Below are 24,601 nucleotides of genomic sequence, written 5' to 3' on the forward strand. Positions count from 1 at the left end.
GGGGAGGCGAACAGACGGAGTTTAGGGCAATGGCAGGGCCTGAAGACGTACTGAGTTTTTGGTTGGATGAAGTCGGTCCCAAGGGTTGGTATTTGCAGGACGATGCGCTTGACGCTGAAATCCGCGAAAAATTCCAAACCATGTGGGAGGCAGCAAATGAGGGCAAGTTTTCCCTTTGGCTGACCCATCCCAGTGGTGCGTTGGCGTACATCATCCTGATGGATCAATTTCCACGCAACATGTTCCGAGGCAGCGCCAAGGCGTTTGCATCTGACCGTGCGGCCTTGTCAGCGGCCAAATGCGCTGTGGACAAGGGGTGGGATCTGAAGATCGACGAGCCCGCAAGGCAGTTCTTTTATCTTCCCCTGATGCATTCGGAAAATCTGTGTGATCAGGAACGCTGTGTGCGGTTGATGTGTCAGAATGTCAGCAAGGATTCGAGTAATCTTTTGCATGCGCGTGCACACCGTGAGGTAATCCGGCAATTCGGGCGGTTCCCATATCGCAACGAAGCGCTATCGCGGCCAATGACCGAGCCTGAAGCGGCGTATGTGGACATGGGCGGCTATGGCGCGACGGTCCGAGAGTTGCAGGCCGCCGGTTAAGACGCAGGCACGCATCCACGTATTTCAATGATCCGGTCGGCGATTGCGTCGGCCGAGGCCTCAATGGCCGTATTGATCAATTCGTCTGGTGATTCAGTCAGTTCCGAAATCCGGGCCTGCTTTGCCTGTAGCTCTTTTTCCAGATTGTCGAGCTTGGCTAAAGCGGTCGAGATTTTCTGTGCTGCCGCGCTATTCGCAAGGCTTTCGCCAATTTGAATCGAGGACAAGTCGCTGCGCAAAGCCGCCAACTCACCTCGTACCCCCTGGAGTTCCTGTTTGAGGGGAGCAACAATCTGGATATTCTCAGCGAAGGTTGTCGTGATGCCTTCGACCGTTGAGGCCAATTTCCACCCCAGAAACAGACACAGCGCTACCAGGATGAGTGTGGCGTTCAGCAATGCAAGTAACAGATCTTTAAGCGTTCTGGCCATGATAAGCCTCTTGAATTTCTTGGGTTAAACAATTGCCATCGACGACTGGCCCCTAACTTCTAGCCATAGAAGGCCGCTGGGTATAGGCTCAAATCAGTGCATTTGGCGCCACTTGACCCTGCGTCGCTTTTGTCGCGGGGGCAATGTATTGATGCGTTAAAGCAATTAGTTTAATGGTAAACTAATTTCTGAATCGACCTGCGCCGAGAGGGAAACATGGCTGCACAATCTTTTGATCTGATCGTAATTGGCGCCGGTCCCGGCGGGTATGTCGCTGCTATTCGCGCGGCCCAGCTAGGCCTGAAAACCGCTGTAGTAGAACGTGAACATCTTGGCGGCATCTGCCTGAACTGGGGATGTATCCCGACCAAGGCGCTGCTGCGGTCGTCAGAGGTATTTCACCTGATGGAACGGGCCAAGGATTTCGGACTGAAGGCGGACAAGATCGGCTATGATCTGGACGCTGTTGTCAAACGTTCGCGCGGGGTTGCCGCGCAGTTGTCCGGCGGCATTGGTCATCTGCTGAAGAAGAACAAGGTCACCGTGGTGATGGGCGAGGCGACAATCCCTGCCAAAGGCAAGGTTTCAGTTAAAACCGACAAGGGAACCGAAGAGCTGACGGCCAAGAATATTGTTCTGGCCACAGGCGCCCGCGCTCGTGAATTGCCGGGCCTTGAGGCGGACGGCGATCTGGTCTGGACCTACAAGCACGCATTGCAGCCGCCGCGCATGCCCAAGAAACTGCTTGTCATCGGGTCCGGTGCGATCGGTATCGAATTCGCCAGCTTCTACAACACGTTGGGGGCAGATACGACAGTGGTCGAGGTGATGGATCGCGTGTTGCCCGTTGAAGATGCAGAAATAAGCGCCTTTGCCAAAAAAGCGTTTACCAAACAGGGCATGACCATCATGGAACAGGCGATGGTCAAACAGTTGGACCGTGCCAAGGGCAAGGTGACCGCACATATTGAGGTCAAGGGAAAAGTGGAAAAGCACGACTTTGACGCTGTAATCTCAGCGGTCGGAATCGTTGGCAATGTCGAGGGGTTGGGCCTCGAAGCATTGGGCGTCAAGATTGACCGGACACATGTGGTGACGGACGAATACTGCCGGACCGGGGTCGATGGCCTATACGCCATTGGTGATATCGCAGGCGCTCCGTGGCTGGCGCACAAGGCCAGCCACGAAGGGGTCATGGTTGCCGACCTGATCGCGGGCAAGCACGCGCACCCGGTCAAGCCAGAAAGCATCGCGGGCTGTACCTATTGCCAGCCGCAGGTCGCGTCAGTGGGGTATTCCGAGGCGAAAGCCAAAGAGCTAGGCTATGATATCAAAGTTGGCCGCTTCCCTTTCATCGGCAATGGCAAGGCGATCGCGTTGGGCGAACCTGAAGGGATGATCAAGACTATTTTCGACGCCAAGACCGGAGAGCTCTTGGGTGCACATATGATCGGCGCCGAAGTCACGGAGTTGATTCAGGGGTATGTTGTCGGGCGTCAGTTGGAGACAACCGAAGAAGACCTGATGAATACGGTCTTCCCGCATCCGACACTGTCGGAAATGATGCATGAAAGCGTACTGGACGCCTATGACCGGGTAATCCATATGTGATGGGCCGAGCATGGGGGCTCTGCCCCCGCCGCCCGTACCGGGCGACTCCCCCGGGATATTTTTAGCCAGATGAAGCGGGGGATCCGTACTTCATCTGGCCCCAATTATCCCGGAGCGCGAGGCAGAGCCTCGCATTAAAGTCTATCTGGTCAGAGCGTCCAGAATGCGCGCCCACGATCGGATGCCCTTGTGGAAGCTTTTGACGTCGTATTTCTCATTGGGGGAATGGATCGCGTCATCGTCGTTGGCGAAACCAACCAGCATCGAGTCCAGCCCGAGTTCAGTGTTGAAATAGCCGACGACCGGGATAGAGCCGCCCATACCTGTGAAGACGGCCTCGCGGCCCCATTCATCGGATAAGGCACCCCGCGCTGCTTCGAATTCGGGGCGGTCCAGATTCATGACAGAAGCGGGCGAGCCTTCTAGGTCGTTATCCCATTCGATTTTTGCATCCGTCGACAGGCGTTGTTCGACATGTTTTCGAATCTTGTCGCGCAAGTCATCCGGATCCATCTCGCCGACAAGACGGCAAGTGATTTTGCAATGGGCTCGCGACGGGATAACCGTTTTTGACCCGGCACCGTTGTATCCACCCCAAAGCCCGTTTACCTCAAGCGTTGGGCGGGCCCATTGCTGTTCAAGCGCGGAAAACCCTTTTTCGCCGTGTGGCTGCGTGTATCCAACTGAGTTGAGATATTCGGCCTCATCAAACCCGCAGCCTTCCCATTGGCGAAGCTGTTCGGCTGGAACGTCGTGGACACCTTCATAAAAACCGTTAACGGCGACGCGGCCAGTTTCTTCATCGTAAAAGGACGCCACAATTTTAGATAATTCGCGAAGGGGATTCAGGCCGGGGCCACCATAGTGACCCGAATGCAGGTCAATCCGGGGTCCGATGATTGTGAATTCGTCTTTGAGCATTCCGCGTAGTTGAGATGCGATGGAGGGAACGCCACGCGACACCATTGACGTGTCGCAGACTAAGGCCAAATCCGCCTTTAGTTCGGCAGCGTTTTCGCGCAGGAACGGGACCAGTGAGGGTGAGCCGGATTCCTCTTCACCTTCAAAGAAGAAAGTGATGCGACAGGGTAGGGTGCCGTGAACGGCTTTCCAGGCGCGGCATGCTTCGACGAAGGTCATCAATTGACCTTTGTCATCGGATGAGCCTCGGCCCCGGATAACCGGGCCATTCTCGGTCTCTTCGATCGCCGGGTCGAACGGGTCACGATTCCACAGGTTCAAAGGGTCGACAGGCTGCACGTCATAGTGACCATAGAACAGCACATGCGGCGCGTCGCTGCCCTCACCTATATGTCCCACGACCATGGGATGCCCGGTGGTTTCCCGCTTTTCCGCCGCAACTCCGATGGATTTCAAATCCGAGACCAACCAGTCGGCGGCCTGACTGACATCAGCGTCATAGGCCGGATCCGTTGAAACCGAAGGAATGCGGAGCAGTTCCATCAGGCGGTCAATTGAGGTTTGAAGATCGGCGTCGATACGGTCCAGAACAGAGTCCAGCGACATTGGGGGGCTCCTGCCATGATGATTTGGCGGAACCCTATCAGCGCTATCGGCGCCGTCCAGTGCGCTTTTGACGATCGTAGGGCGGGAGGCGAAAATAGTAGGTGGATTTTCCGTATTGCCTGCGTCGTTTCCCCGCGTCTGTTTGCCGAAACTTTACTTGTCGAGTGGGATGCAAAAAGATATTTGATGCAAATCAAATACGCATTCTCTTAGCTCGTTATATGTCTTGAGCTTAAATTGAGTGCATCGGTGCAATTTCGGATCTTCCGGAATCGGTGCCATGAAAGACGTTCGACCGTTGTGAACAAGGTCGGGCAAGTAAGGAGAAACCGGTGGACTATACTGCTCAGCTTGATTCAGCGATCGCAAGGCTACATGACGAAGGCCGCTACCGGACTTTCATTGATATCGAACGGCGCAATGGTCACTTTCCTCATGCTGTTCGGACGCGTCCTGACGGGTCGCAGCAGGATATCACCGTATGGTGTGGCAACGACTATTTGGGTATGGGGCAACACCCGGTCGTACTAAACGCGATGCACGAGGCCGTTGACGCCGCCGGAGCTGGTTCGGGCGGCACGCGCAACATCTCGGGGACGACTGTGTATCACAACCAGCTTGAAGCCGAACTTGCTGATCTGCACGGGAAAGAAGCGGCGCTGCTGTTCACAAGCGCCTATATCGCCAATGACGCAACGCTGAGTACGCTGCCAAAGCTGTTTCCGGGTCTGATCATCTATTCTGATGCATTGAACCACGCCTCAATGATCGAAGGTGTGCGCCGCAATGGTGGTGCCAAGCGCATATTCCGCCACAATGATGTCGCCCATCTGCGAGAGTTGCTTGAGGCTGACGATCCCAAAGCGCCCAAGCTGATCGCATTTGAATCCGTGTATTCGATGGACGGTGATTTTGGCCCGATCGAAGAAATCTGCGACTTGGCGGATGAATTCGGCGCGTTAACCTACATTGATGAGGTCCACGCTGTTGGCATGTACGGGCCGCGTGGCGGCGGTGTGACCGAGCGGGATCGTTTGGCGCATCGTATCGACATCATCAACGGCACATTGGCAAAAGCTTTCGGCGTGATGGGCGGCTACATTGCCGCGAGCGAAAAGATGTGCGACGCCGTACGCTCTTACGCGCCGGGCTTCATCTTCACGACCTCTCTGCCGCCTGCGGTCGCAGCGGGCGCAGCGGCGTCTGTCGCGTATCTTAAGAATGCGACAGAACTGCGCGAACAGCATCGAACTCAGGCACAGATCCTCAAATTGCGCCTCAAGGGGCTGGGACTGCCTTTGATTGACCACGGCAGCCACATCGTTCCTCTGATCGTCGGTAACCCGGTCCACACCAAAATCCTGAGCGATCGGTTGCTGGACGACCATGGAATTTACGTTCAGCCGATCAATTTCCCGACGGTTCCGCGTGGAACCGAGCGCTTGCGATTCACCCCTTCGCCGGTGCATGGGCCCGACGAAATGAACCGTCTGGTGGTCGCGATGGACGAACTTTGGTCACATTGTGCGCTAAATCGCGCCGAACTTGCTGGTTAACCTCACGCCAAAGTGTGCAACTTGTTTGTCGCGTGTTAAGCTTACGCTAACAAAATCAGTGTTCGAATCATTTAGGCAGTGATTCGGCGCTAGCGTAAAACACGCGTAGGCAAAATGGGGCAGCAGGGATGATTGGGCGCAGATCTCAGCGCGAATCCGAAGACGACGTTGACGTCCGGCCGAAAGGCTATGACGATTATGAGGTGCGACTTGGTGATATGATGCGCGGCGAACGCGCCACCATGGGCAAATCTCTACTGGATGTTCAGCGAGAATTGCGGATCAAAGCCAATTACATCGCAGCCATAGAAGACTCTGATCCAGATGCCTTCGACACACCCGGCTTCATCGCCGGGTATGTGCGTTCTTACGCGCGTTATCTGGGTATGAACCCTGATGAGACATTTGCGGCCTTCTGCAAAGAAAGCGGATTTGAGGTCGCGCACGGCATGTCCGCAGAGGCGTCCGTTGTCCGCAAACCGGTGGGCGGCTTGCCCGCCCGGGGTCCGATGGGCCGCGACCCGTTCATTTCGCCGAATACGCCGTATATTCCAGGCAAAGAGTCTCTGGTCAGCCAAATTGAACCTCGTGCGATTGGATCGTCCGCCGTGCTGTTGGCTTTGATCTGCGGTATTGGCTACGGCGGGTGGGCAGTTCTGAACAAAATCCAGCAAGTGCAGGTTAGCCCGGTTGAACAAGCCCCTGTCGTTCTGTCCGACCTTGACCCGCTAAATGTCGCGCGTGCTGACGGGTCAGTGGAAGAGGTGGCGACCATTCAAACCCCCAGCGCCGAAGCATTGGATCGTTTGTATCGGCCACAGGCCCTGGATGTTCCCGTGCTTGTCGCACGTGACGCACCGATTTCCACGCTTGATCCGCGTTCGGTCGGAACATTCCTTCCACCAGAGCCGCCAAAGATCGAAGTGGCCGAGGTGCACACTGTCGAACGCCCGGCACTACCGCAGGTGGTTGAACAACTGGACACGACGCTCAAAATCGTAGCCGTCAACCCGGCATGGATGCGGGTTACAGCCGCGGATGGCAGTATCATATTCGAAGGCACTCTTGGCACGGTCGAGCAGGGCAACACGTTCGAAGTTCCGCTTACAGAAGAACCTCCGCAACTGCGCGCCGGGGCGTCCGGTTCGGTATATTTCTCGATGAACGGTGAACATTTTGGCCCTGTTGGAAATCCTGGAACGGTCGCAAAAGGCGTAATCCTGTCCAAGGATGCCGTGGCTGAGCGTTACGATGTTGCCGATCTTGAGGCTGAACAGAATAGCGCCCTTAAGCGTTTGGTCGCCGAATTGCAGGCTGAGGCGCTGCAAGACCCGGCTGAGTGATCTTGCCATTGCGGAGCCTTGGCAGGCGAACTATTTAAAGCTGCAACTCAGGCTGCCTTGGACCCGATCCCATGTCCCTTAATCACGTTCGCCCGTGGCGAAACATCTATCGCCGCAAGTCCCGACAGATCATGGTTGGCAGTGTTCAAGTCGGGGGCGATGCGCCCATCGCCGTGCAGACGATGACGAACACCCTGACGACGGATGTCGCGGCGACCGTGGCGCAGGTTCAGGCGGCGGCCGAGGCAGGAGCGGATATTGTGCGGGTTTCGGTCCCTGATGAGGCGTCCTCAAAGGCCCTGAAGGAAATCGTGCGCGAAAGCCCGGTTCCGATCGTTGCCGATATCCATTTCCACTATAAACGCGGGATCGAGGCTGCTGAGGCAGGTGCCGCCTGCCTGCGGATCAATCCGGGCAACATCGGTGATGAAAAACGCGTGCAGGAGGTTATCAAGGCCGCGCGTGACCACGATTGCTCGATCCGTATCGGGGTTAACGCTGGGTCTTTGGAAAAGCACCTGCTTGAAAAATATGGCGAGCCGTGCCCCGACGCGATGGTCGAAAGCGGATTGGAACATATCCGCATTCTACAAGACAACGACTTTCACAACTTCAAGATCAGCGTGAAGGCCAGCGACGTGTTCCTGTCAGCCGCCGCCTATCAGGGTATTGCCGAGGCCACCGACGCCCCCATCCATCTGGGCATCACCGAGGCTGGGGGGCTGGTCAGCGGCACAATCAAATCGGCCATCGGTCTGGGCAATCTGCTGTGGATGGGTATCGGCGATACGATCCGTGTCAGCCTGTCCGCCGACCCGGTCGAAGAGGTGAAGGTGGGCTATGAGATTCTGAAATCTCTGGGCCTGCGCCATCGCGGCGTGAACATCATTTCGTGCCCATCCTGTGCGCGGCAGGGATTCGACGTGATCAAGACAGTTGAAGCATTGGAGCAGCGACTGGAACACATCAAGACGCCCATGAGCCTATCCATCATCGGCTGCGTCGTGAACGGGCCGGGTGAGGCGCTGATGACCGATGTTGGCTTTACCGGCGGTGGAGCCGGTTCTGGCATGGTCTATCTTGCGGGTAAGGCCAGTCACAAGATGTCTAACGATCAGATGATCGAGCACATCGTAGAAGAGGTCGAGAAGAAGGCCGCCGAACTGGATGCAGCGGCCGAGGCTGCGGAATAGCGCAAGCACACGGCTCTGGGCAGGGCCGGGTTCTCGACAGGGTGAAGAGGTCTGTGTTGACAGGCCGCGCTGTTCTGGGGCCAAGTCGGGCCTATGAAGGATTTACTCGTCCTTGTTTTACTGATGTGGACCGCCCCCTTTGGCGCGGCGCGCGCGTGTGAATTGGCCTTGGCCTTTGCGTTGGATGTGTCGGGCAGCGTCGATGAGAGCGAACATCAGTTGCAACGCGATGGCGTCGCCGCCGCCTTGCTGGACCCTGACGTGGTGACGGCGATTTCTGCCCAACCCGGTGGTGTGGCCTTGATGGTGTATGAGTGGTCAGACTCGCGGCAACAGACGCAGATTTCGGCCTGGCGTCTGGTCCGAGGGCTAAACGAATTGAAAGCGATCGCCGCCGAGGTGCTGGCGGCCCCTCGAAGTGCAACGGGTGGAACCGGCATCGGTCCGGCGGTGGCGTTCGGGGCGTTGATGTTCGACTACGGGCCGGATTGCCGTCGGCGCGTCATTGATGTGTCGGGGGACGGCAAACACAATAACGGCTATCGTCCCCATGTCGCGCGCGAGATGCAGGTGATGCAGGGTGTCACCGTGAACGCGCTTGTGATTGAGGGGGCCGAGCCCGAAGTGCTGGCCTATTACGTCGACCACGTCATTTCAGGGCAGGGCGCGTTTGTGGAAATTGCCGCGGGTTACGAGGATTATGCCGCAGCCCTTCGGCGCAAATTGCTGCGTGAAATTCCGATGGCTGTAGCAGATCGGTAAGGGATAGGGCGGCGCACAGATGCGCACCGCCACTATTCAAATTCAGCCCTGTTCGGCCCGCACAGCGTCTGCGATTTGCAGCATCTGGTCAGCCGTCAGGTATCCGCGCAGCATCTCGGTTCCCAGAACAAACGAAGGCGTGCCGGAAATCTGCATGCGCCGCGCCAACTCGCGCGTTTGGTTGATCTCATTCGTCACCTGATCACTGTTCATCGCTTCGAGGATTGCGTCGCTGTCCAGACCCAACCCGTCCGAGATACGGCGCAGGGTCACTTCGGACGGCTCGCCGCCGAATTCCAGAAGTGCGTCGTGAACCTGTTTGTAAGCGTCGTCGCCAGCCACATGTTTGGTTGCAACGGCAAAGCGCGATGACAGGACCGATGCATCGCCCAAAATCGGAAACTCTTTGATAACCAACCGGATATTGCCGTCTTCTGACAAAAGCTCGGCCACTTCGGGGACGGCCCGGCGGCAATAGCCACAGCGATAGTCCATGAACTCGACCAGGGTGATATCGCCGTCCGGGTTGCCGCCAACCCAGCTATATCCATCATTGAACAACTCATCGGCGTTGGCGCTCACCAACTCCTTGTCGGCCTGTGCTTCGGCCACTGCATTTCGCTGCTCAAGGATATTGATGGCCTCGATGATCACTTCCGGGTTTTCCAGAAGATACTCGCGAACCTGTTCTCCGAATTGTTGCTTTTCAGCCTCGGTCATGGCGTTCAGGTCCAATGCCTGAGCGGGGCCTGTGATCAACGAAAGCCCCAGCAGGGCTGGCGCAGCGTGTCTGAGGATCATTTTCGTTTCCTTTTTGTTTTCTTAGCTTGTTCTGAGGCAATCAGCACATCCTGTGCACGTTGCCAACCAGGTGAGCCTTCGGGCAATTGCCCGACAGCCCGTCTTGCGTGAATACCTGCATCTGCCAGCCGACCTTGCAAGGCATATCTTTCGGCCGTCACGGCCGAGGCCATGCCTTTGTTGCCGATTTTCGCATATGCAACGCCCAAATCCTGCATCAATCGGGCGTTTCGGTAGTCTCTATTTCTTGCTTTTTCAAGGACTTGTAAGGCGTTATTGGTCTGACCTTGTGCCAGGAGCGCCCGACCGTATCCGGCAAGGATCAGCGCATTGTTGGGGGCCAGATCCACTGCCTTGCCATATGCAGCAACCGCGTCTTGTACCTTGCGGTTTTCCAACAATATTTGCCCTTTGAGTTCGTAGTAGAACGGATCATCGGGCCGAATATCCAGTGCTTGGTTGACTGCGGCTCTGGCGTTCGCCAGATCGCGGTTCTGGTGATAGGCCGCCGCTTCGCGCATGAGGCGGATGTCCCGCGCGCTTTCTTCCTTAGCCCGGCGCATGGTCCAGGTCGGTGACCGTAGAAAGGCCGACAGTTTACCCTTTGTGCGCGCGAACCAGTAATCAGCACTTTGGTTGGGTTGCGCTTTATCTCCGAATTCTTCCATGAAAGCTTCGGCAGCCCGCAGGCGCTCACGGCTGGTGGGGTGCGAGCGCATGTAGGGGTCTTGATTGATTGTGCTTAACAGTTCCTGTCCCGCAAATTTCTGGTGCAGCGCAACCATTCCGCTGGGCGAGATACCCGCCCATCTGAGGTAGCTGGCAGCACTGCGATCAGCCGAAGATTCTTCGGCACGGGTATGTGCCAGAAAACTGCGCAGGGCCGAGCCGGAGGTGCCCGCCGCGATGCCAGCAGCAGCCTCGCCACCGCCCGCAGCGGCCACCACAAGGGCAAGTGCGGTTCCCAACTGCGCGTTCCTTTGCGCGGCTTTCAGGTTCGCCACCCGCCGCGCCAGATGGCCATTGGCGATATGCGCGGCTTCGTGTGCAATCACCGCCTGCAGCATTTCCGGGCTTTCGACAGTCAGGATCAGACCGTAATTCAGGTAGATCGCGTTATAGTCGATGACGAAGGCGTTGAATGTGCTGTCATTCACCACCAGAATTTGCACACGATTGGTGTTCAGCCCCGCTGCGCGCAAGACGGGAAATGCCAGTTCACGCAGCCCGTATTCGATATCGGGGTCACGGATCAGGCTTTGCGCTGCGGTTTGAATGGCGCTTGAAAACCATGTCACTGCGATCAGCAACAGGGCCGGGATTGACGCCAGCCTGGATACGCGTTCAAAAGCCATGGCTGCAACATGGGAGATGGGCATGAGAAACTCAACCCGGTCCGGGGTCGATCCCTTTATCGTGATGGACGTTATGGAGGCCGCGCGCCGAGCTGAAGAGGCCGGACGCACCATCATTCACATGGAGGTTGGCCAACCGGGAACCGGTGCGCCGCAAGGGGCGACTGATGCTCTGGCAAAGGCCATGAAAGAAGGGCCACTGGGGTACACAGTTGCTCTGGGCCTTCCGGCTTTGCGGCAGCGGATCGCGCGGATGTATGGTGAGTGGTATAATGTCGACCTCAACCCCGAACGTGTTGTGGTCACGCCGGGCTCATCAGGCGGTTTCCTTTTGGCCTTCACGGCGCTATTTGACAGCGGGGATCGTGTTGGTATAGGCGCACCGGGTTATCCGTCCTACCGGCAGATTTTGAAGGCTCTGGGGCTTGTGCCGGTCGATCTGCCAACCGCGCCGGAAAACCGTCTCCAGCCTGTGCCGTCAGATTTCTCGGGGCTTGATCTTCAGGGGCTTATGGTCGCGTCGCCAGCCAATCCAACTGGGACAATGCTGGATCATACGGCGATGCAGGCGCTTATCGGGGCCGCGCACGAGCAGGGCGCCTCGTTCATCAGTGATGAGATTTATCATGGGCTGGAACATGAGGCCAAGGCCGTCACAGCGTTGGAGGTGACGGATGACTGCTATGTGATCAATTCGTTCTCGAAATATTTCTCGATGACGGGCTGGCGTGTGGGCTGGATGGTTGTGCCCGAAGATCAGGTACGCGTTGTCGAGAGGATCGCCCAGAACATGTTCATCTGCGCGCCGCACGCCAGTCAGGTTGCGGCTTTGGCCGCGATGGAGTGCGAAGATGAATTGCAGGCAAACCTTGATGTCTACCGGGCCAACCGCGCCCTGATGCTTAAGGGGTTGCCCAAGGCAGGCTTCACGAACATCGCACCGCCTGACGGGGCATTTTATGTCTATGCCGATGTGTCCGACCTGACGCATGATAGCCGTAGCTTTGCTGCGGAAATCCTTGAAAAGGCGGGTGTGGCGGTCACTCCGGGTCTCGATTTCGATCCTGTGCGTGGCCATACGACATTGCGGTTTTCCTACGCCAGATCGACGGCAGACATAGAAGAAGGCCTGTTGCGTCTGCAGCGGTTCATGGCTGAACGCTCTGTGTCGGTGGGTTGAGCGCGGGGCGTTCACAAGCGGGCGTTGTTCGGCTAAGCTGGGCGTCAAACGATCTCGGGAAAACTTGAGGCCATGAGCAGGATTCTATTCGCCATTGCGCTGATCTGGGCGCTGAACGGTGCTGCCGTTGCGCATGATTTCAGTGCGCTTGCACGCGTGTTGCCCGATGACAGCCGTGTCGCTGATAACGGGCGCGCCGGAGTTCAGGTGCAGCTTGGTCTCAGTCAGGGTGTGCCATACCGGGTATTCACCCTGCGCGATCCCTATCGAATGGTTCTGGATTTCCAGGAGGTCGACTGGACCGGCCTGGACCGCGACAGCTTTTTGCAAACGGATCGCGTCAGTGGAGTGCAGTATGGGGCCTATGTGCCCGGGTGGTCGCGCATGGTTCTGGAGCTTGGGGCGCCTTTGGCGGTTGAGACTTCGGATATGCGCGTTGATCCGGTATCGGGTAAGGCGCAGTTGATCTTGGACTTGACAGGGGCTGATTTTGATACGTTTTCCGCCAGCGCGGGCGCGCCGCGCCAGCCCGGTTGGGATCTGCCGGAAGCATCGGTTACCCCTCCGGCGCGGGATGAGGACGGAACACGCCTGCTTCGGGTGATGCTGGATCCTGGGCACGGCGGGATCGACCCCGGTGCCGAGGTTGGCGGGCTCAACGAAAAGACCCTCATGCTGACCTTTGCGCGCGAGCTGCGCGAAATGCTGTTGCGTGCTGGGGGATACGACGTGGTCATGACCCGCGTCGACGATCAGTTCGTGTCGTTGGAGCGCCGCATCACGCTGGCGCATCGGGCAGGTGCTGACGTCTTTATCTCGTTGCATGCAGACATTCTGTCCGAGGGGCGGGCGCACGGTGCTGCCGTCTATACTCTGTCCGAGGATGCGTCGGATGTGGCCAGCCTCAGACTGGCGGAGCGTCATGATCGCGGCGATCTGATATCTGGAATTGATCTGAGCGGTTCGGACGATCAGGTGGCGGATGTTTTGTTGGACATTGCCCGCAGGGAAACCAAGCCGCGCACCGACGCGCTTGCGCGAGCTTTGGCCGAAGGGATGACACAGCAAGGTGGGCCGATGAACAACCGCCCGATCCGAACGGCCTCGTTTTCGGTGTTAAAGGCGGCTGACATCCCATCTGTTCTGATTGAACTGGGGTTTCTGTCCAGCCCCAGAGACCTTGAGAACATACGAAACCCTGAATGGCGTACCGGTATGGCGCGCGGCATTCGCGACGGGCTGGAGCGCTGGCGTCAGGATGATCTGGTCAGACGGTCGCTTATTGGGCAGTGACCCTGCGGCGCAAAACGGCTAATATTGGCCATCGTGTTTTGACCCCGGGCAGGGGCATCACTATATAGGCGGCACCGCGAGCAAAAGGCAGTAACGTGATCCGTTTCATTCTATCCATTTTCGGGGCGATCTTTAGCCTCGTGACCTTGGGCATTTTCATGGCCGCGCTGGTGATTGGTGCGGTCTTTTGGATGTATGGGCGCGATCTGCCCAGCCATGAATCGCTGGCGCAATACAAGCCGCCGACGATCAGCCGGATTTATTCCGGCGAGGGTCAATTGATCGACGAATTCGCGCAGGAACGCCGCCTGTTCACACCGTCCGAGGAAATTCCGGATCTGGTGAAACAGGCGTTTATCTCGGCCGAGGACAAGAACTTCTACACCCATCAGGGCTATGACCCGCGCGGCATCATTGCGGCGGGCGTCGAAGCGGTGAAATCCAAGGGTGAGAATGTGCGCGGGGCGTCCACGATCACACAGCAGGTGATGAAGAACTTTTTGCTATCCGGCGACCGTCGGGCCGAGCGAAAGATCAAGGAAATCATCCTCGCCACGCGGCTTGAGGATACGCTGGACAAAGAACAGATCCTTGAGCTGTATATGAATGAAATCTTTCTGGGTCAGAACTCATATGGTGTGACCGCAGCGGCCCAGACCTATTTCAACAAAACTTTGCAGGAACTTGCCCCGCATGAGGCGGCAACCCTTGCCGCCATGCCCAAGGCACCGTCCGATTTCCACCCGGTGCGCGAGAAAGACCGCCTGTTGGCTCGCCGCAACTATGTGCTGCGTGAGATGAACCAGAACGGGTATATTGATCAGGCGACCTATGAGGCAGAAACCAACATGCCTCTGCGCTCGGTCCAGAACGGCGATTTTGAAAGCTTCCGCACCGCTTTGCCGCCGCGCGATTACTTCACCGACGAAATCCGCCGCCAATTGAGTGAGGATTTTGGTGAGGGCGAATTTTTCACCGGTGGCTTTACCGTCCGCGCCTCGGTTGACGAAGAGATGCAGGTCGAGGCGGCCCGAGCTTTGCGCGTAGCATTGCAGAAATACGACCGTTCCCGCGGTAAATGGCGTGGCACGGGCGAGGTGATCCCTGTAGACAAACTGACGGATGAGGTGCAGTGGCGCGAGGCGCTGGCCATCACCGAAGTCCCGCGTGACGTGGTCCTGCCAACGCAATGGTATCCTGCCGTCGTTTTGAATGTCGCCGATCAGTCACTGACCGTGGGTATTGAAAATGGCCCGGCAGACGGCACTGTCCCGCGCTCTGACATTCAGTGGATGCAGGGTAATTTTCAGGACAATTTCAAGCGCGGAGATGTCATTCTGGTCATGGCCGGGGAAGAGGGCCAATGGTCCGCCCGTCAGGTGCCCGAGGTACAGGGCGGTTTCGTCGCGATGGACGTAAACTCGGGGCGTGTTCTGGCGATGCAGGGCGGGTTCTCATACCAGGACTCGGTGTTCAACCGAGCGACGCAGGCGCAACGTCAGCCGGGGTCGAGCTTCAAGCCCTTCGTCTATGCCGCGGCGCTTGACAGCGGATACAGCCCGGCAACGATCGTTGTGGACGCCCCGATTGAGGTGAATACCCCGCAAGGTTTGTGGCGGCCCAAGAACTCGTCCAACAAGTTCTACGGCCCGACTCCGCTGCGCACCGGGATTGAACAGTCGCGGAACCTGATGACCATTCGTCTGGCGCAAGAGGTCACGATGCCTGTGGTAGCCGGATACGCCGAACGCTTTGGTGTGTATGACCGGATGGGTGCGTTCCTTGCCAACTCTTTGGGGTCCGAGGAAACGACGCTTTACAAGATGGTCGCAGCCTATGCGATGTTCGCAAACGGGGGCGAGCGGGTTGAACCGACACTGGTTGACCGGATTCAGGATCGGTTCGGCAAGACAATCTACCGCCACGATGACCGGCAATGTCTGGATTGTAACTCAAGCTGGCTGGAACCGGACGAGTCGCCCACCATCGAAACCAACCGTAGTCAGGTCATGGATGCGATTACAGCTTATCAGTTGACCTCGATGATGAAGGGCGTTGTCGATCGCGGTACAGCGTCGAGCCACGTCAATCTTCCGGTGCCGACGGCTGGCAAAACCGGCACGACCAATGAATCCAAGGACGCTTGGTTCATTGGCTTTACATCAAACATCGTCGCTGGTTGCTACATTGGATATGACCGCCCGCGCCCGATGGGGCGGGGGGCGTACGGTGGCACGATGTGCGGCCCGGTGTTCCAGAGCTTTATGGAAAAAGCTGTCGAAAAGTATGGTGGAGGCCCGTTCGAAGTTCCCCCGGGTGGGCATTTCATCAAGATTGACCGCTTCAGCGGCGCGCGCCTGCCTGCGGATGCAACCGGCGAATACGTTGTGGCCGAGTATTTCCGTGACGGCGTAGATGGCTTTATCGACCGCGTTTACGACGGCGGTTTTGCAATGGGATCAGATCTGCCTTTGTTTGAAGAGGTCCACAGCTCAGGCCGACAGGTGACCACATCGACAGGCAACACAGTCACCGTCGGCCCAAATGCCAGCCAGGGTGAGTTGCAGGGCGGCGGGCTATATTAACAATGCGCAGTATTCGGGGTCACGCCGTCTTGTGGTGACCCCACGCACTTGCTATCACGCAGGCCTGATTGAGCAAGTTGGGACGTAACCATGCGCGCCGAAACCCAGAATATCGTGGCGGAAATCGAAAAGTCTCTGGAGCTGCTTGCGCAGCGCATGGACTATGAAACTGCGCCGCATCGGTTGGAGGAATTCAACGCGAGGGTTGAGGACCCCAACCTCTGGGACAGCCCGGAAAATGCGCAGAAACTGATGCGCGAGCGTCAGATGCTGGTAGACGCGATCGAGACATATGAGTCGATCAAGACGGATTTGAGCGACAATATCGAACTGATCGAACTGGGCGAGATGGAAGAGGACAACGAGGTTGTCGGAGACGCCGAGTCTGCGATCAAGTCCTTGCAGGCCAAAGCCGCCAAGAAAGAGCTTGAAGCGCTGTTGGACGGTGAGGCGGACAGCAACGACACCTTTCTCGAGATTAACTCGGGCGCGGGCGGCACAGAAAGCTGCGACTGGGCGTCAATGCTGGCGCGGATGTATGTGCGTTGGGCCGAGAAGAAGGGTTACACGGTCGAGCTACAATCTGAGACCGCCGGAGAAGAAGCGGGGATTAAGTCCGCAGCTTACAAGATTTCCGGCCATAATGCCTATGGCTGGCTGAAGTCGGAAAGCGGTGTGCATCGGTTGGTGCGGATTTCGCCCTATGACTCGGCGGCCAAGCGGCATACCTCGTTCAGTTCGGTCTGGGTTTACCCGGTGGTGGACGACAATATCGAGATTGAGGTGAACCCGTCGGATATTCGAATTGATACCTATCGGTCTTCTGGCGCAGGTGGTCAGCACGTGAACACCACGGATTCTGCCGTGCGGATTACGCACATCCCAACTGGCATTGTTGTGACGAGTTCCGAGAAATCGCAGCACCAGAACCGCGATATTGCGATGAAGGCCCTGAAATCGCGCTTGTACCAGCAAGAGCTGGATCGCAGGAACGCCGATATCAACGCCGCGCACGAGGCCAAGGGTGACGCAGGTTGGGGTAACCAGATTCGGTCTTACGTGTTGCAGCCCTATCAGATGGTCAAGGATTTGCGGACGAACCACGAAACTTCGGACACCAAAGGTGTACTTGATGGTGATCTGGATGAGTTCATGGCGGCGACGCTGGCGCTGAACGTGGCGGGCAAAAGCCGGTCCGAGGCGCAGAGCGATTAAGCTGGGTAGGGGGCGCTGCCCCCGCCGCGGCAAGCCGCGACTCCCCCGGGATATTTTGGGCCAGATGAAGGGGATCCCCAGGTTGCGGGTGGCCGGGAAAGATACATCTAAACAGTGGGTTTTATTGACAGGGCACCCCCGCTAGGCTGACCACTACAGAGTGATGAGAATGCCAAAGAGCCCCGAATGGACCTAAGACAAACGAGCGCGACTGCATTGTTGGCAGAGATGTCCGGGCGACGTGTTTCAGCAGTCGCCGTTATGCGCGCAACCCTGGACAAAATCGCTGAGGTCAACGGAGCTTTGAATGCTATCGTTGCTTTGCGCGACGAAGATGATCTGATGGCAGAGGCGCGGGCCTTGGATGAGGGGTCGATCAAAGGACCGCTGCATGGGTTGCCCGTCGCTGTCAAAGACCTTGTGAATGTGGCGGGGATCCCGACCTCGCAGGGGTCGCCATTATTCAAGGATGATGTGCCTGACGAGGACGATCTGATCGCGGCGCGGATGCGGGATGCTGGTGCGATATTGATCGGTAAGACTAACACGCCCGAATTTGGGCTTGGGTCGCATACGTTTAACTCTGTCTACGGGGCTACACGAAACCCCTATGACTCGGAACGATCCTGCGGTGGATCATCCGGAGGCGCTGCTGTTGCGTTAGCCACCGGGATGGTTACTTTAGCGGATGGGTCGGACATGATGGGCAGTCTGCGTAACCCGGCTGCGTGGAATAATGTCTACGGGTTCCGCCCGTCGTGGGGGTGCGTACCCGCGCAGCCCATTGGGGATGGGTTTCTGCACCAATTATCGACATTGGGGCCGATGGCCCGAAGCCCTGAGGATCTTGGGCTTTTGCTGGACGTGATTTCCGGCCCCGATAAGCTGCAGCCTCTGAGCGCGCCAGTTCAGGCCGTATCACCGGTTACACCGGCTGATCTGAAAGGGGTGCGCATCGGCTGGTTGGGGGATTGGGGCGGCGCATTTCCGTATGAGGATGGAATATTCGATCTTTGTGAGGATGCGCTGAAGGTTTTCTCGCGCTTAGGGGCCACTGTTGAAGCCGTAGATGCGCCATTCGAATCTGAGAGGATGTGGAAAAGCTGGGAGACTCTGAGATCATGGAGTGTGGCCGCGGGTCTTGCACCGCTTACCGAGCACAGGTCGATGCTGAAGGATACAGCCCAGTGGGAGCTTGATCGCGGGCTGGGGTTGACTGCAATGCAGCTGCATCGGGCAAGCCTCGTGCGGTCGGACTGGTTTCGTCGCGCAGTTGAGGTGTTTGACGAATTTGATGTCTTAGCCCTGCCTTCTGCGCAGGTTTGGCCTTTTAATCTGGATACGCCGTACCCCACCGAAATCGCCGGGAAAAAGATGGATACCTACCATCGGTGGATGCAAGTTGTTGTGCCCGTCAGCCTGATCGGACTTCCAAGTTTGTCGGTTCCGGCTGGGTTTGGGCCCGACGGGATGCCGATGGGTATGCAGATTTTTGGACCTCGTGGTGCGGACGCGCGTGTTTTGTCCATTGGGGCTGCGTATCACGAAGCTACGAAATGGCCGCAGAAGCGACCCGCCTGACGAATTCGGGTGGAATAAGGGGAGGAGAGACTGAGAATGGAAAAGCCTTTTGGCGTTCCGAAGATGGGGCCCGCCACGACGGACATGCTGCGCGAGGCCATGCGCCGGGCCTGGGTGGATTTTCGTCGCGCGCCGATGTTCGGGTTGATGTTTGCCGGGGTCTACGTGGTGGCGGGTTGGGCCATTGCCTGGGTCACGATTCAGACGCAAACGTCTTACTGGCTTGTGTTGGCCGCGATTGGGTTTCCTCTGCTCGGTCCGTTTGCCGCTGTTGGATTGTATGAGGTGTCGCACAGGCTAGAGCAGAATGAGCCGCTGGGATTCGGGGCAATCTTTGGGGTGGTTGTACAACAAGGTCGGCGTCAACTGCCATCTATCTGTGCGATCATCGTCGTGATGTTTCTGTTTTGGTTCTTTCTGGGTCATATGATCTTTGCCCTGTTCATGGGATTGTCCACCATGACCAACGTATCCACCTCGCTTGAGGTGTATCTGACGCCCAATGGACTTACGATGCTGGCAGTGGGATCGGTGGTCGGGGCGGTTTTCGCAACCGTTCTTTACATGATCACGGTGCTGTCGATTCCGATGCTTTTGGATCGGGAATTGGACTTTGTGACCGCCATGATTGCCAGTTACAGCTATGTCAGCGCAAATTTTCCAGTCATGCTGGGGTGGGGCGTGTTCGTGGCTGTTCTGACTTTTGTCGCGATGGTGCCCTGGTTTCTGGGCTTGTTTTTGGTGTTGCCTCTGCTTGGCCATGCAAGTTGGCATCTCTACCGCTTGATTACTCAGGCAGAAACGGTAGAGCCGGATTAAGTTTTCAGTTCAGGCCACTATTTCTTCGGCTGTTCGTTCCGCGCGTCGGGCGGCCCTTGCCGCTGAAAGCGCCGCCTTGGGTTTGGGGCCAAGATAGCGCAGCGCAAGCCTGCGCATTGTTGTGTCATTCGCGGTGGTTTTTGACAGACAAATCGCAACGCCTCGCCATTGATCAGATTGCGCGTCGTTCCCGCGTTTCACGAGGTAAATTCGACTGTTCTGCGATGCGCGGCTGGACATGAGGATATAGATCTGGCGGCCAGCGCATGCTGCAATACCCTGAACCTCACGCAGGTTGGACGCAACGCTATCTTCTCCTGAGGGTGGTTCATAGCTTCGGACCAGTGTGCATTGCGGTAGCCTGCGCGCATGCAGGACCCTGTGCCGGGTCGCATGGGGTTCGTCCAGCCCTGTCTCGGAGACAAAATAGAAACCCGCCGGAAGCAGGTTTTCCGTAAGTGTCCCGGGGCCGGAACCCAGAAATTCAGTCAGCGCCGAGGCTGCTGGGTGGACCGGGGGCAAGTCGATCTCGTCAATAGGGCGCAGAAGAATGCGCGCGTCGACCTCGAAGAAATTGCAAATCCGGTCCAGAACGTCCGGGCGCGGAAAGCTTTCACCGCCGAGATATCTGTTGAATTGCGTCCGGTTTATTCCAAGCTGGCGGCAGAGTTCGGAAACCGAGGGGTACTGCCTTGCCAATCGCCGTAGATTTGCGCCGAACATCTTGCGCAGTTCCGCCGGGCTGCGAGTGTTATTCGTCATTTGTGTCCCAGGTTCTTATTGTGACTTTGCAGGGTAACAAACAGCGCACGGGCCAACGAATGGTATTGCGCTTAATTTCACTGAATACGCTAACGGGCGCATCCCAACGCCACGCTACTCCATGAGGCTAGCGTGCAAAAGCGTAAACGCAATAGGCTTTAGTTCGTTTTGTTTGATCTTTATGGCGGTTTTCCGCAGAGGGCGGAAAAGGGAATCCCGAAATCCTGCTAGGTGCGGATTTTGGAAACAGATACCCCGCCCACGGGGTCGTCCAAGGGCGGGGTGGATATTATCAGTCACCGCGCAGCAGGGCTGCGACTCCGGTGCGGGCCACTTCGACCAATCCCAGCGGGCGCATTAGATCGGCAAAGGCGTCGATCTTGTCCGGTGCGCCGGTGATTTCGAAAATGAACGAATTCAAGGTGCTGTCGACCACGTTGGCGCGGAAAATATCGGCTAGACGCAGGGCTTCGACCCTCTTGTCGCCTTCACCGACGACCTTGATGATCGCCAATTCCCGCTCGACCGAGGGGCCTTCGACAGTCAGGTCGTGGACATCGTGCACAGTCACGATCCGACCCAACTGCGCTTTGATCTGTTCGATCACCTGTGGGGTGCCGGTGGTGACGATGGTGATACGGCTGAGATGGCCGGTATGATCAACCTCGGCCACGGTCAGACTTTCGATGTTATAGCCGCGACCAGAGAACAGCCCGATCACACGCGCCAGTACACCGGGCTCATTCTCGACGAGAACTGCTATCGTGTGACGTTCCTGAACGTCTGAGAAGGTGGGCCGTAGGTTATAGGCCGAATGGCGGGTGGCGCCTTTTTTGATATGTAGGGCAGACATTTACGTCCCTTTCATCATCCTGCGAAGGTCGGGCACCGGGGCGCCCGACAAAATTCGACGAATTTTGTTAAACCAGAACCGAACCTTTGGAGTCGATCACGCCCTGTGTCTCGGCCTCGCCCAGCAGCATCTCGTTATGGGCCTTACCTGATGGGATCATGGGGAAGCAGTTCTCGTGCTTTTCGACCAGACAATCAAAGATGACGGGGCCGTCATAGTTGATCATTTCCATGATCGCGTCATCCAGATCTGCGGGGTCGGAACACAGGATGCCCTTGGCTCCGAAGGCCTCGGCGAGTTTAACGAAGTCGGGCAGCGCTTCGGACCACGAATGCGAGTACCGCTCGCCATGCAGCAGCTCCTGCCACTGGCGGACCATACCCAGACGTTCGTTGTTCAGGATGAACTGTTTCACAGGCAGGCGGTACTGAACGGCGGTGCCCATCTCCTGCATGTTCATCAGCCACGAAGCCTCACCCGCGACGTTGATCACCAGCGCGTCCGGGTGGGCCATCTGCACACCGATCGAGGCCGGGGTGCCATAGCCCATGGTGCCCAGACCACCGGATGTCATCCAGCGGTTGGGGTCTTCAAAGCCCAGATACTGCGCGGCCCACATCTGGTGCTGGCCGACCTCGGTGGTGATATAGCGATCGTGTTTTTTGGTCAGCTCTTCAAGGCGTTGCAGCGCATATTGCGGTTTGATCGTCTTTTCGCTGTTGGTGTAAGCCAGACAGTTGACCTTGCGCCAGTCACTGATCTGTTCCTGCCATTTGGAAACTGCCGCAGCATCGGTCTTGCGACCGCGCGCTTTCCAGACCTTCAGGATATCCTCAAGAACATGCGCGACGTCGCCCACAATCGGGATGTCCACACGGATCACCTTGTTGATGGACGAGGGATCAATGTCGATATGGGCCTTCTTCGAATTCGGCGAAAAGGCATCAATCCGCCCCGTGATCCGGTCATCAAACCGAGCGCCGATATTGATCATCAGGTCGCAATCATGCATCGCCAGATTGGCCTCATAAAGGCCGTGCATGCCCAGCATGCCCAGCCAGTTTTCACCCGAAGCTGGATATGCACCTAAACCCATCAGGGTCGAGGTGATGGGAAAGCCGGTCGAATCCACCAGTTCACGCAGCAACTGGCTGGCCGCAGGGCCTGAGTTGATCACGCCACCGCCAGTATAAAAGACGGGCTTCTTGGCGGTCTCCATCGCGGCGACCAGTTCGGTGATCTCTTCCAGATCGCCCTTCATTACCGGTTGGTAATGCGAGGTCGAGGGTTTCGGGCTGGTATATTCACCCGATGCGAATTGCACGTCCTTTGGAATGTCGATCAGCACCGGACCGGGGCGGCCCGAGGTGGCCACGTGGAACGCCTCGTGCATGGTCTCGGCCAGCGAATCCGTGTCTTTCACCAACCAGTTATGCTTGGTGCAGGGGCGGGTGATGCCAACGGTGTCAGCCTCTTGGAACGCGTCCGAGCCGATCATGAAGGTCGGTACCTGACCGGTCAAAACAACGATCGGGATCGAATCCAGCAACGCATCGGTCAGGCCGGTCACCGCGTTAGTGGCACCGGGACCCGAGGTCACAAGCGCAACGCCGGGCTTGCCGGTTGACCGGGCATAGCCTTCGGCGGCGTGGACGGCCCCTTGTTCGTGACGCACCAGAATGTGGCGAATGTCGTTTTGCAGAAAAATCTCATCATAGATCGGTAGCACGGCGCCGCCGGGGTATCCGAATACCGTGTCCACGCCCTGATCCTTGAGGGCCTGAACCACCATCTTTGCGCCGGTCATCTCACGTGTCATCTGCTTTGCTCCGTTCGCGACATGTGTCTTGCGTTTTGCCAAAAAAAAGCCCCCGAGATTTTCGGAGGCGCATGGGTTGGATTATGGTTTACCGTTACCGGCCCATGCGCGTGTTTCCTACGATTACGACTAGCGCTTTCATCGCCAGAGGCTCCTTTTTTGCGTGCAGGGACATTATGGGCGGTAAAAGGGGGCGTCAACAGGCAATCGTACCAATTTTGTATCTTGAGCGGTGAATTTTGCGACATTTTATTGCGCGTATTGGCGCCTGGCCGGAAGATTCGAGAAGATTTCCTGTCGTCTGCATGTGCATCGCAAAAATAACAGTGTCGGAAAGCGTCATGGCAATGTCCCAAACAAGCATGATCGGCCGATTGGGTTGAGTACGCTGACTTTGTCTTTGCAGGCAGAGGAGGCGGGAAATGTTGCACGATCTTGTGGATCTGGGACGGTATCCGATCGATTGTCCGGGCTCGCGGGCGTATGATCAATTGATCGGCGATTTGCGGCGTGAACTGGATCAGGACGGATGCGCCGTCCTGCCGGGTTTTGTGCACGCCGAAGGGTTGGCGCAATTGCTGCAAGAGGCGCGGGCGACCGCCCCAAAAGCGCATCGCTCGTTCAATCGAACAAACGCCTATTTCACGAAGGATGATCCTGGGTTGGCGGCGGATCATCCTGTCCGGCGGTTCTATGATCGGTCCAATGCCTTTGTGCCGGCTGATAATTTCAAAACATCCGGACCTTTGCGCCGAATCTATGAATTTGAGGGCTTTCTACCTTTCATCCGCGCGGCCTTGGATGAGGCCGAGGATCGGTTCTTTCGCTATGATGACCCGCTGGCGGACGTCATTATCAATGTCGTTGAGGAAGGGCAGGGCTTCCCTTGGCATTTCGACACCAACAACTACACCGTGACATTGGCCATCCAAAACGGAGAGGAGGGCGGCGCGTTCGAGTATGTGGCGAACCTGCGCAGTTCTTCGGACGAGAATTTTGACACGGTCGCTTCGGTGTTGGACGGGAACAGAGCGCGGGTGCGCAAGCTTGAACTGCAACCGGGCGACCTGCAGATATTCAAAGGGCGCTACTCCCTACACCGCGTTGCGCCTGTCAAAGGGTCGTGCAGCCGGTATGTGGGGATTTTTTCATTTGTCGAGGCCGAAGGTATGTGCGGCGGGGTCGAACGAACTCGGCAATTATATGGCCGTGTTTTGCCGCATCACCTTGAGCGGGAAGGGGTAAGGCGAGACAGTCTGCTTGACTGATGCTGGTCGGCGGAAGGCCCCCCCGCCCATTGTCGACGCGCC

At 57.2% G+C, this 24,601-nt stretch carries 20 protein-coding genes; 13 read left to right on the forward strand and 7 right to left on the reverse strand.

The genetic code is table 11. The features are described 5' to 3' along the window. Window positions 1-29: 29 nt before the first annotated feature. Window positions 30-605, forward strand: a complete 576-nt coding sequence (locus tag GOX75_RS08795; RefSeq protein WP_171122198.1) for a DUF924 family protein — start codon at window positions 30-32, stop codon at window positions 603-605. Here GOX75_RS08795 and GOX75_RS08800 read toward each other — a convergent pair. Then, window positions 602-1,036 (reverse strand): hypothetical protein, encoded by a 435-nt coding sequence (locus GOX75_RS08800; RefSeq protein WP_171122199.1) that lies wholly within the window; start codon window positions 1,034-1,036, stop codon window positions 602-604. The two genes, GOX75_RS08795 and GOX75_RS08800, sit on opposite strands and share 4 nt — an antisense overlap. A gap of 216 nt (window positions 1,037-1,252) precedes the next feature. Here GOX75_RS08800 and lpdA point away from each other — a divergent pair, with 216 nt between their 5' ends. Further along, window positions 1,253-2,647, forward strand: a complete 1,395-nt coding sequence (gene lpdA, locus GOX75_RS08805; protein ID WP_171122200.1) for a dihydrolipoyl dehydrogenase — start codon at window positions 1,253-1,255, stop codon at window positions 2,645-2,647. 141 nt (window positions 2,648-2,788) lie between these two features. Here the strand turns inward: lpdA and GOX75_RS08810 are convergent, their stop codons facing one another. Further along, entirely contained in the window at window positions 2,789-4,174 is a 1,386-nt protein-coding gene (locus GOX75_RS08810) for a dipeptidase (protein ID WP_171122201.1), read from the reverse strand. Between the two features lie 332 nt (window positions 4,175-4,506). Here GOX75_RS08810 and hemA point away from each other — a divergent pair, with 332 nt between their 5' ends. The 4 genes from hemA to GOX75_RS08830 all read left to right on the forward strand — a co-directional run bounded on the left by hemA (window position 4,507) and on the right by GOX75_RS08830 (window position 9,028). Then, window positions 4,507-5,730: a 5-aminolevulinate synthase gene (gene hemA, locus GOX75_RS08815; protein ID WP_171122202.1), complete on the forward strand. Its 1,224-nt coding sequence runs from the start codon at window positions 4,507-4,509 to the stop codon at window positions 5,728-5,730. 128 nt (window positions 5,731-5,858) lie between these two features. After that, on the forward strand, window positions 5,859-7,073 hold the full coding sequence (locus GOX75_RS08820) for a helix-turn-helix domain-containing protein (protein WP_171122203.1): 1,215 nt from the start codon (window positions 5,859-5,861) through the stop codon (window positions 7,071-7,073). A gap of 71 nt (window positions 7,074-7,144) precedes the next feature. Then, window positions 7,145-8,266, forward strand: a complete 1,122-nt coding sequence (ispG, locus tag GOX75_RS08825; protein WP_171122204.1) for a flavodoxin-dependent (E)-4-hydroxy-3-methylbut-2-enyl-diphosphate synthase — start codon at window positions 7,145-7,147, stop codon at window positions 8,264-8,266. 93 nt (window positions 8,267-8,359) lie between these two features. Continuing rightward, entirely contained in the window at window positions 8,360-9,028 is a 669-nt protein-coding gene (locus tag GOX75_RS08830) for a DUF1194 domain-containing protein (RefSeq protein WP_171122205.1), read from the forward strand. Window positions 9,029-9,070: 42 nt separating this feature from the next. Here GOX75_RS08830 and GOX75_RS08835 read toward each other — a convergent pair whose 3' ends face one another. Both GOX75_RS08835 and GOX75_RS08840 read right to left on the reverse strand, forming a co-directional pair. After that, window positions 9,071-9,829 (reverse strand): DsbA family protein, encoded by a 759-nt coding sequence (locus tag GOX75_RS08835; protein ID WP_171122206.1) that lies wholly within the window; start codon window positions 9,827-9,829, stop codon window positions 9,071-9,073. Then, a complete protein-coding gene (locus tag GOX75_RS08840) occupies window positions 9,826-11,208 on the reverse strand; it encodes a M48 family metalloprotease (RefSeq protein ID WP_171122207.1) in 1,383 nt (460 codons plus the stop codon). Before GOX75_RS08840 ends, GOX75_RS08835 begins: the two co-directional genes overlap by 4 nt. On the opposite strand from GOX75_RS08840, the gene GOX75_RS08845 reads away from it, so the two are divergent. The 6 genes from GOX75_RS08845 (at window position 11,207) to GOX75_RS08870 (ending at window position 19,857) form a co-directional block, all read left to right on the forward strand. Then, window positions 11,207-12,364 carry a pyridoxal phosphate-dependent aminotransferase gene (locus tag GOX75_RS08845; RefSeq protein ID WP_171122208.1) on the forward strand — a complete coding sequence of 386 codons (1,158 nt, stop codon included), beginning with the start codon at window positions 11,207-11,209 and terminating at the stop codon, window positions 12,362-12,364. The two genes, GOX75_RS08840 and GOX75_RS08845, sit on opposite strands and share 2 nt — an antisense overlap. A 72-nt stretch (window positions 12,365-12,436) precedes the next feature. Beyond that, entirely contained in the window at window positions 12,437-13,657 is a 1,221-nt protein-coding gene (locus tag GOX75_RS08850) for an N-acetylmuramoyl-L-alanine amidase (protein WP_171122209.1), read from the forward strand. A 95-nt stretch (window positions 13,658-13,752) separates the two neighbouring features. Next, on the forward strand, window positions 13,753-16,242 hold the full coding sequence (locus GOX75_RS08855) for a PBP1A family penicillin-binding protein (RefSeq protein WP_171122210.1): 2,490 nt from the start codon (window positions 13,753-13,755) through the stop codon (window positions 16,240-16,242). A gap of 90 nt (window positions 16,243-16,332) precedes the next feature. Next, window positions 16,333-17,457: a peptide chain release factor 2 gene (gene prfB / locus GOX75_RS08860; protein WP_171122211.1), complete on the forward strand. Its 1,125-nt coding sequence runs from the start codon at window positions 16,333-16,335 to the stop codon at window positions 17,455-17,457. A 186-nt stretch (window positions 17,458-17,643) separates the two neighbouring features. Next, window positions 17,644-19,038, forward strand: coding sequence for an amidase (locus GOX75_RS08865; RefSeq protein ID WP_171122212.1), 1,395 nt, complete (start codon window positions 17,644-17,646; stop codon window positions 19,036-19,038). 36 nt (window positions 19,039-19,074) lie between these two features. Next, window positions 19,075-19,857 (forward strand): DUF2189 domain-containing protein, encoded by a 783-nt coding sequence (locus GOX75_RS08870; RefSeq protein WP_171122213.1) that lies wholly within the window; start codon window positions 19,075-19,077, stop codon window positions 19,855-19,857. Between the two features lie 9 nt (window positions 19,858-19,866). Here GOX75_RS08870 and GOX75_RS20330 read toward each other — a convergent pair whose 3' ends face one another. The 3 genes from GOX75_RS20330 to GOX75_RS08885 form a co-directional block, all read right to left on the reverse strand. Continuing rightward, window positions 19,867-20,619, reverse strand: a complete 753-nt coding sequence (locus tag GOX75_RS20330; RefSeq protein WP_254428709.1) for a helix-turn-helix domain-containing protein — start codon at window positions 20,617-20,619, stop codon at window positions 19,867-19,869. Window positions 20,620-20,911: 292 nt separating this feature from the next. Then, entirely contained in the window at window positions 20,912-21,472 is a 561-nt protein-coding gene (ilvN, locus tag GOX75_RS08880; protein WP_171122214.1) for an acetolactate synthase small subunit, read from the reverse strand. Window positions 21,473-21,539: 67 nt separating this feature from the next. After that, the gene (locus tag GOX75_RS08885; RefSeq protein ID WP_171122215.1) at window positions 21,540-23,291 is read right to left on the reverse strand and encodes an acetolactate synthase 3 large subunit; all 1,752 of its coding nucleotides are present in this window, start codon (window positions 23,289-23,291) and stop codon (window positions 21,540-21,542) included. Between the two features lie 422 nt (window positions 23,292-23,713). On the opposite strand from GOX75_RS08885, the gene GOX75_RS08890 reads away from it, so the two are divergent. After that, on the forward strand, window positions 23,714-24,559 hold the full coding sequence (locus GOX75_RS08890) for a hypothetical protein (protein ID WP_171122216.1): 846 nt from the start codon (window positions 23,714-23,716) through the stop codon (window positions 24,557-24,559). The last annotated feature ends 42 nt before the right edge of the window (window positions 24,560-24,601 follow it).

Origin of the sequence: Ruegeria sp. HKCCD7251, from assembly GCF_013031165.1 — a bacterium.
Lineage (GTDB): Bacteria > Pseudomonadota > Alphaproteobacteria > Rhodobacterales > Rhodobacteraceae > Ruegeria.

Coding starts and splice junctions, on each gene's coding strand:
- GOX75_RS08830 (WP_171122205.1), top strand. CDS start 8,360: ATGAAGGATTTACTCGTCCTTGTTTTACTGATGTGGACCGCCCCCTTT.
- ilvN (WP_171122214.1), bottom strand. CDS start 21,472: ATGTCTGCCCTACATATCAAAAAAGGCGCCACCCGCCATTCGGCCTAT.
- GOX75_RS08850 (WP_171122209.1), top strand. CDS start 12,437: ATGAGCAGGATTCTATTCGCCATTGCGCTGATCTGGGCGCTGAACGGT.
- GOX75_RS20330 (WP_254428709.1), bottom strand. CDS start 20,619: ATGACGAATAACACTCGCAGCCCGGCGGAACTGCGCAAGATGTTCGGC.
- prfB (WP_171122211.1), top strand. CDS start 16,333: ATGCGCGCCGAAACCCAGAATATCGTGGCGGAAATCGAAAAGTCTCTG.
- GOX75_RS08845 (WP_171122208.1), top strand. CDS start 11,207: ATGAGAAACTCAACCCGGTCCGGGGTCGATCCCTTTATCGTGATGGAC.
- GOX75_RS08885 (WP_171122215.1), bottom strand. CDS start 23,291: ATGACACGTGAGATGACCGGCGCAAAGATGGTGGTTCAGGCCCTCAAG.
- GOX75_RS08870 (WP_171122213.1), top strand. CDS start 19,075: ATGGAAAAGCCTTTTGGCGTTCCGAAGATGGGGCCCGCCACGACGGAC.
- GOX75_RS08800 (WP_171122199.1), bottom strand. CDS start 1,036: ATGGCCAGAACGCTTAAAGATCTGTTACTTGCATTGCTGAACGCCACA.
- GOX75_RS08890 (WP_171122216.1), top strand. CDS start 23,714: ATGTTGCACGATCTTGTGGATCTGGGACGGTATCCGATCGATTGTCCG.
- GOX75_RS08820 (WP_171122203.1), top strand. CDS start 5,859: ATGATTGGGCGCAGATCTCAGCGCGAATCCGAAGACGACGTTGACGTC.
- lpdA (WP_171122200.1), top strand. CDS start 1,253: ATGGCTGCACAATCTTTTGATCTGATCGTAATTGGCGCCGGTCCCGGC.
- GOX75_RS08840 (WP_171122207.1), bottom strand. CDS start 11,208: ATGCCCATCTCCCATGTTGCAGCCATGGCTTTTGAACGCGTATCCAGG.
- GOX75_RS08835 (WP_171122206.1), bottom strand. CDS start 9,829: ATGATCCTCAGACACGCTGCGCCAGCCCTGCTGGGGCTTTCGTTGATC.
- ispG (WP_171122204.1), top strand. CDS start 7,145: ATGTCCCTTAATCACGTTCGCCCGTGGCGAAACATCTATCGCCGCAAG.
- GOX75_RS08810 (WP_171122201.1), bottom strand. CDS start 4,174: ATGTCGCTGGACTCTGTTCTGGACCGTATCGACGCCGATCTTCAAACC.
- GOX75_RS08795 (WP_171122198.1), top strand. CDS start 30: ATGGCAGGGCCTGAAGACGTACTGAGTTTTTGGTTGGATGAAGTCGGT.
- GOX75_RS08865 (WP_171122212.1), top strand. CDS start 17,644: ATGGACCTAAGACAAACGAGCGCGACTGCATTGTTGGCAGAGATGTCC.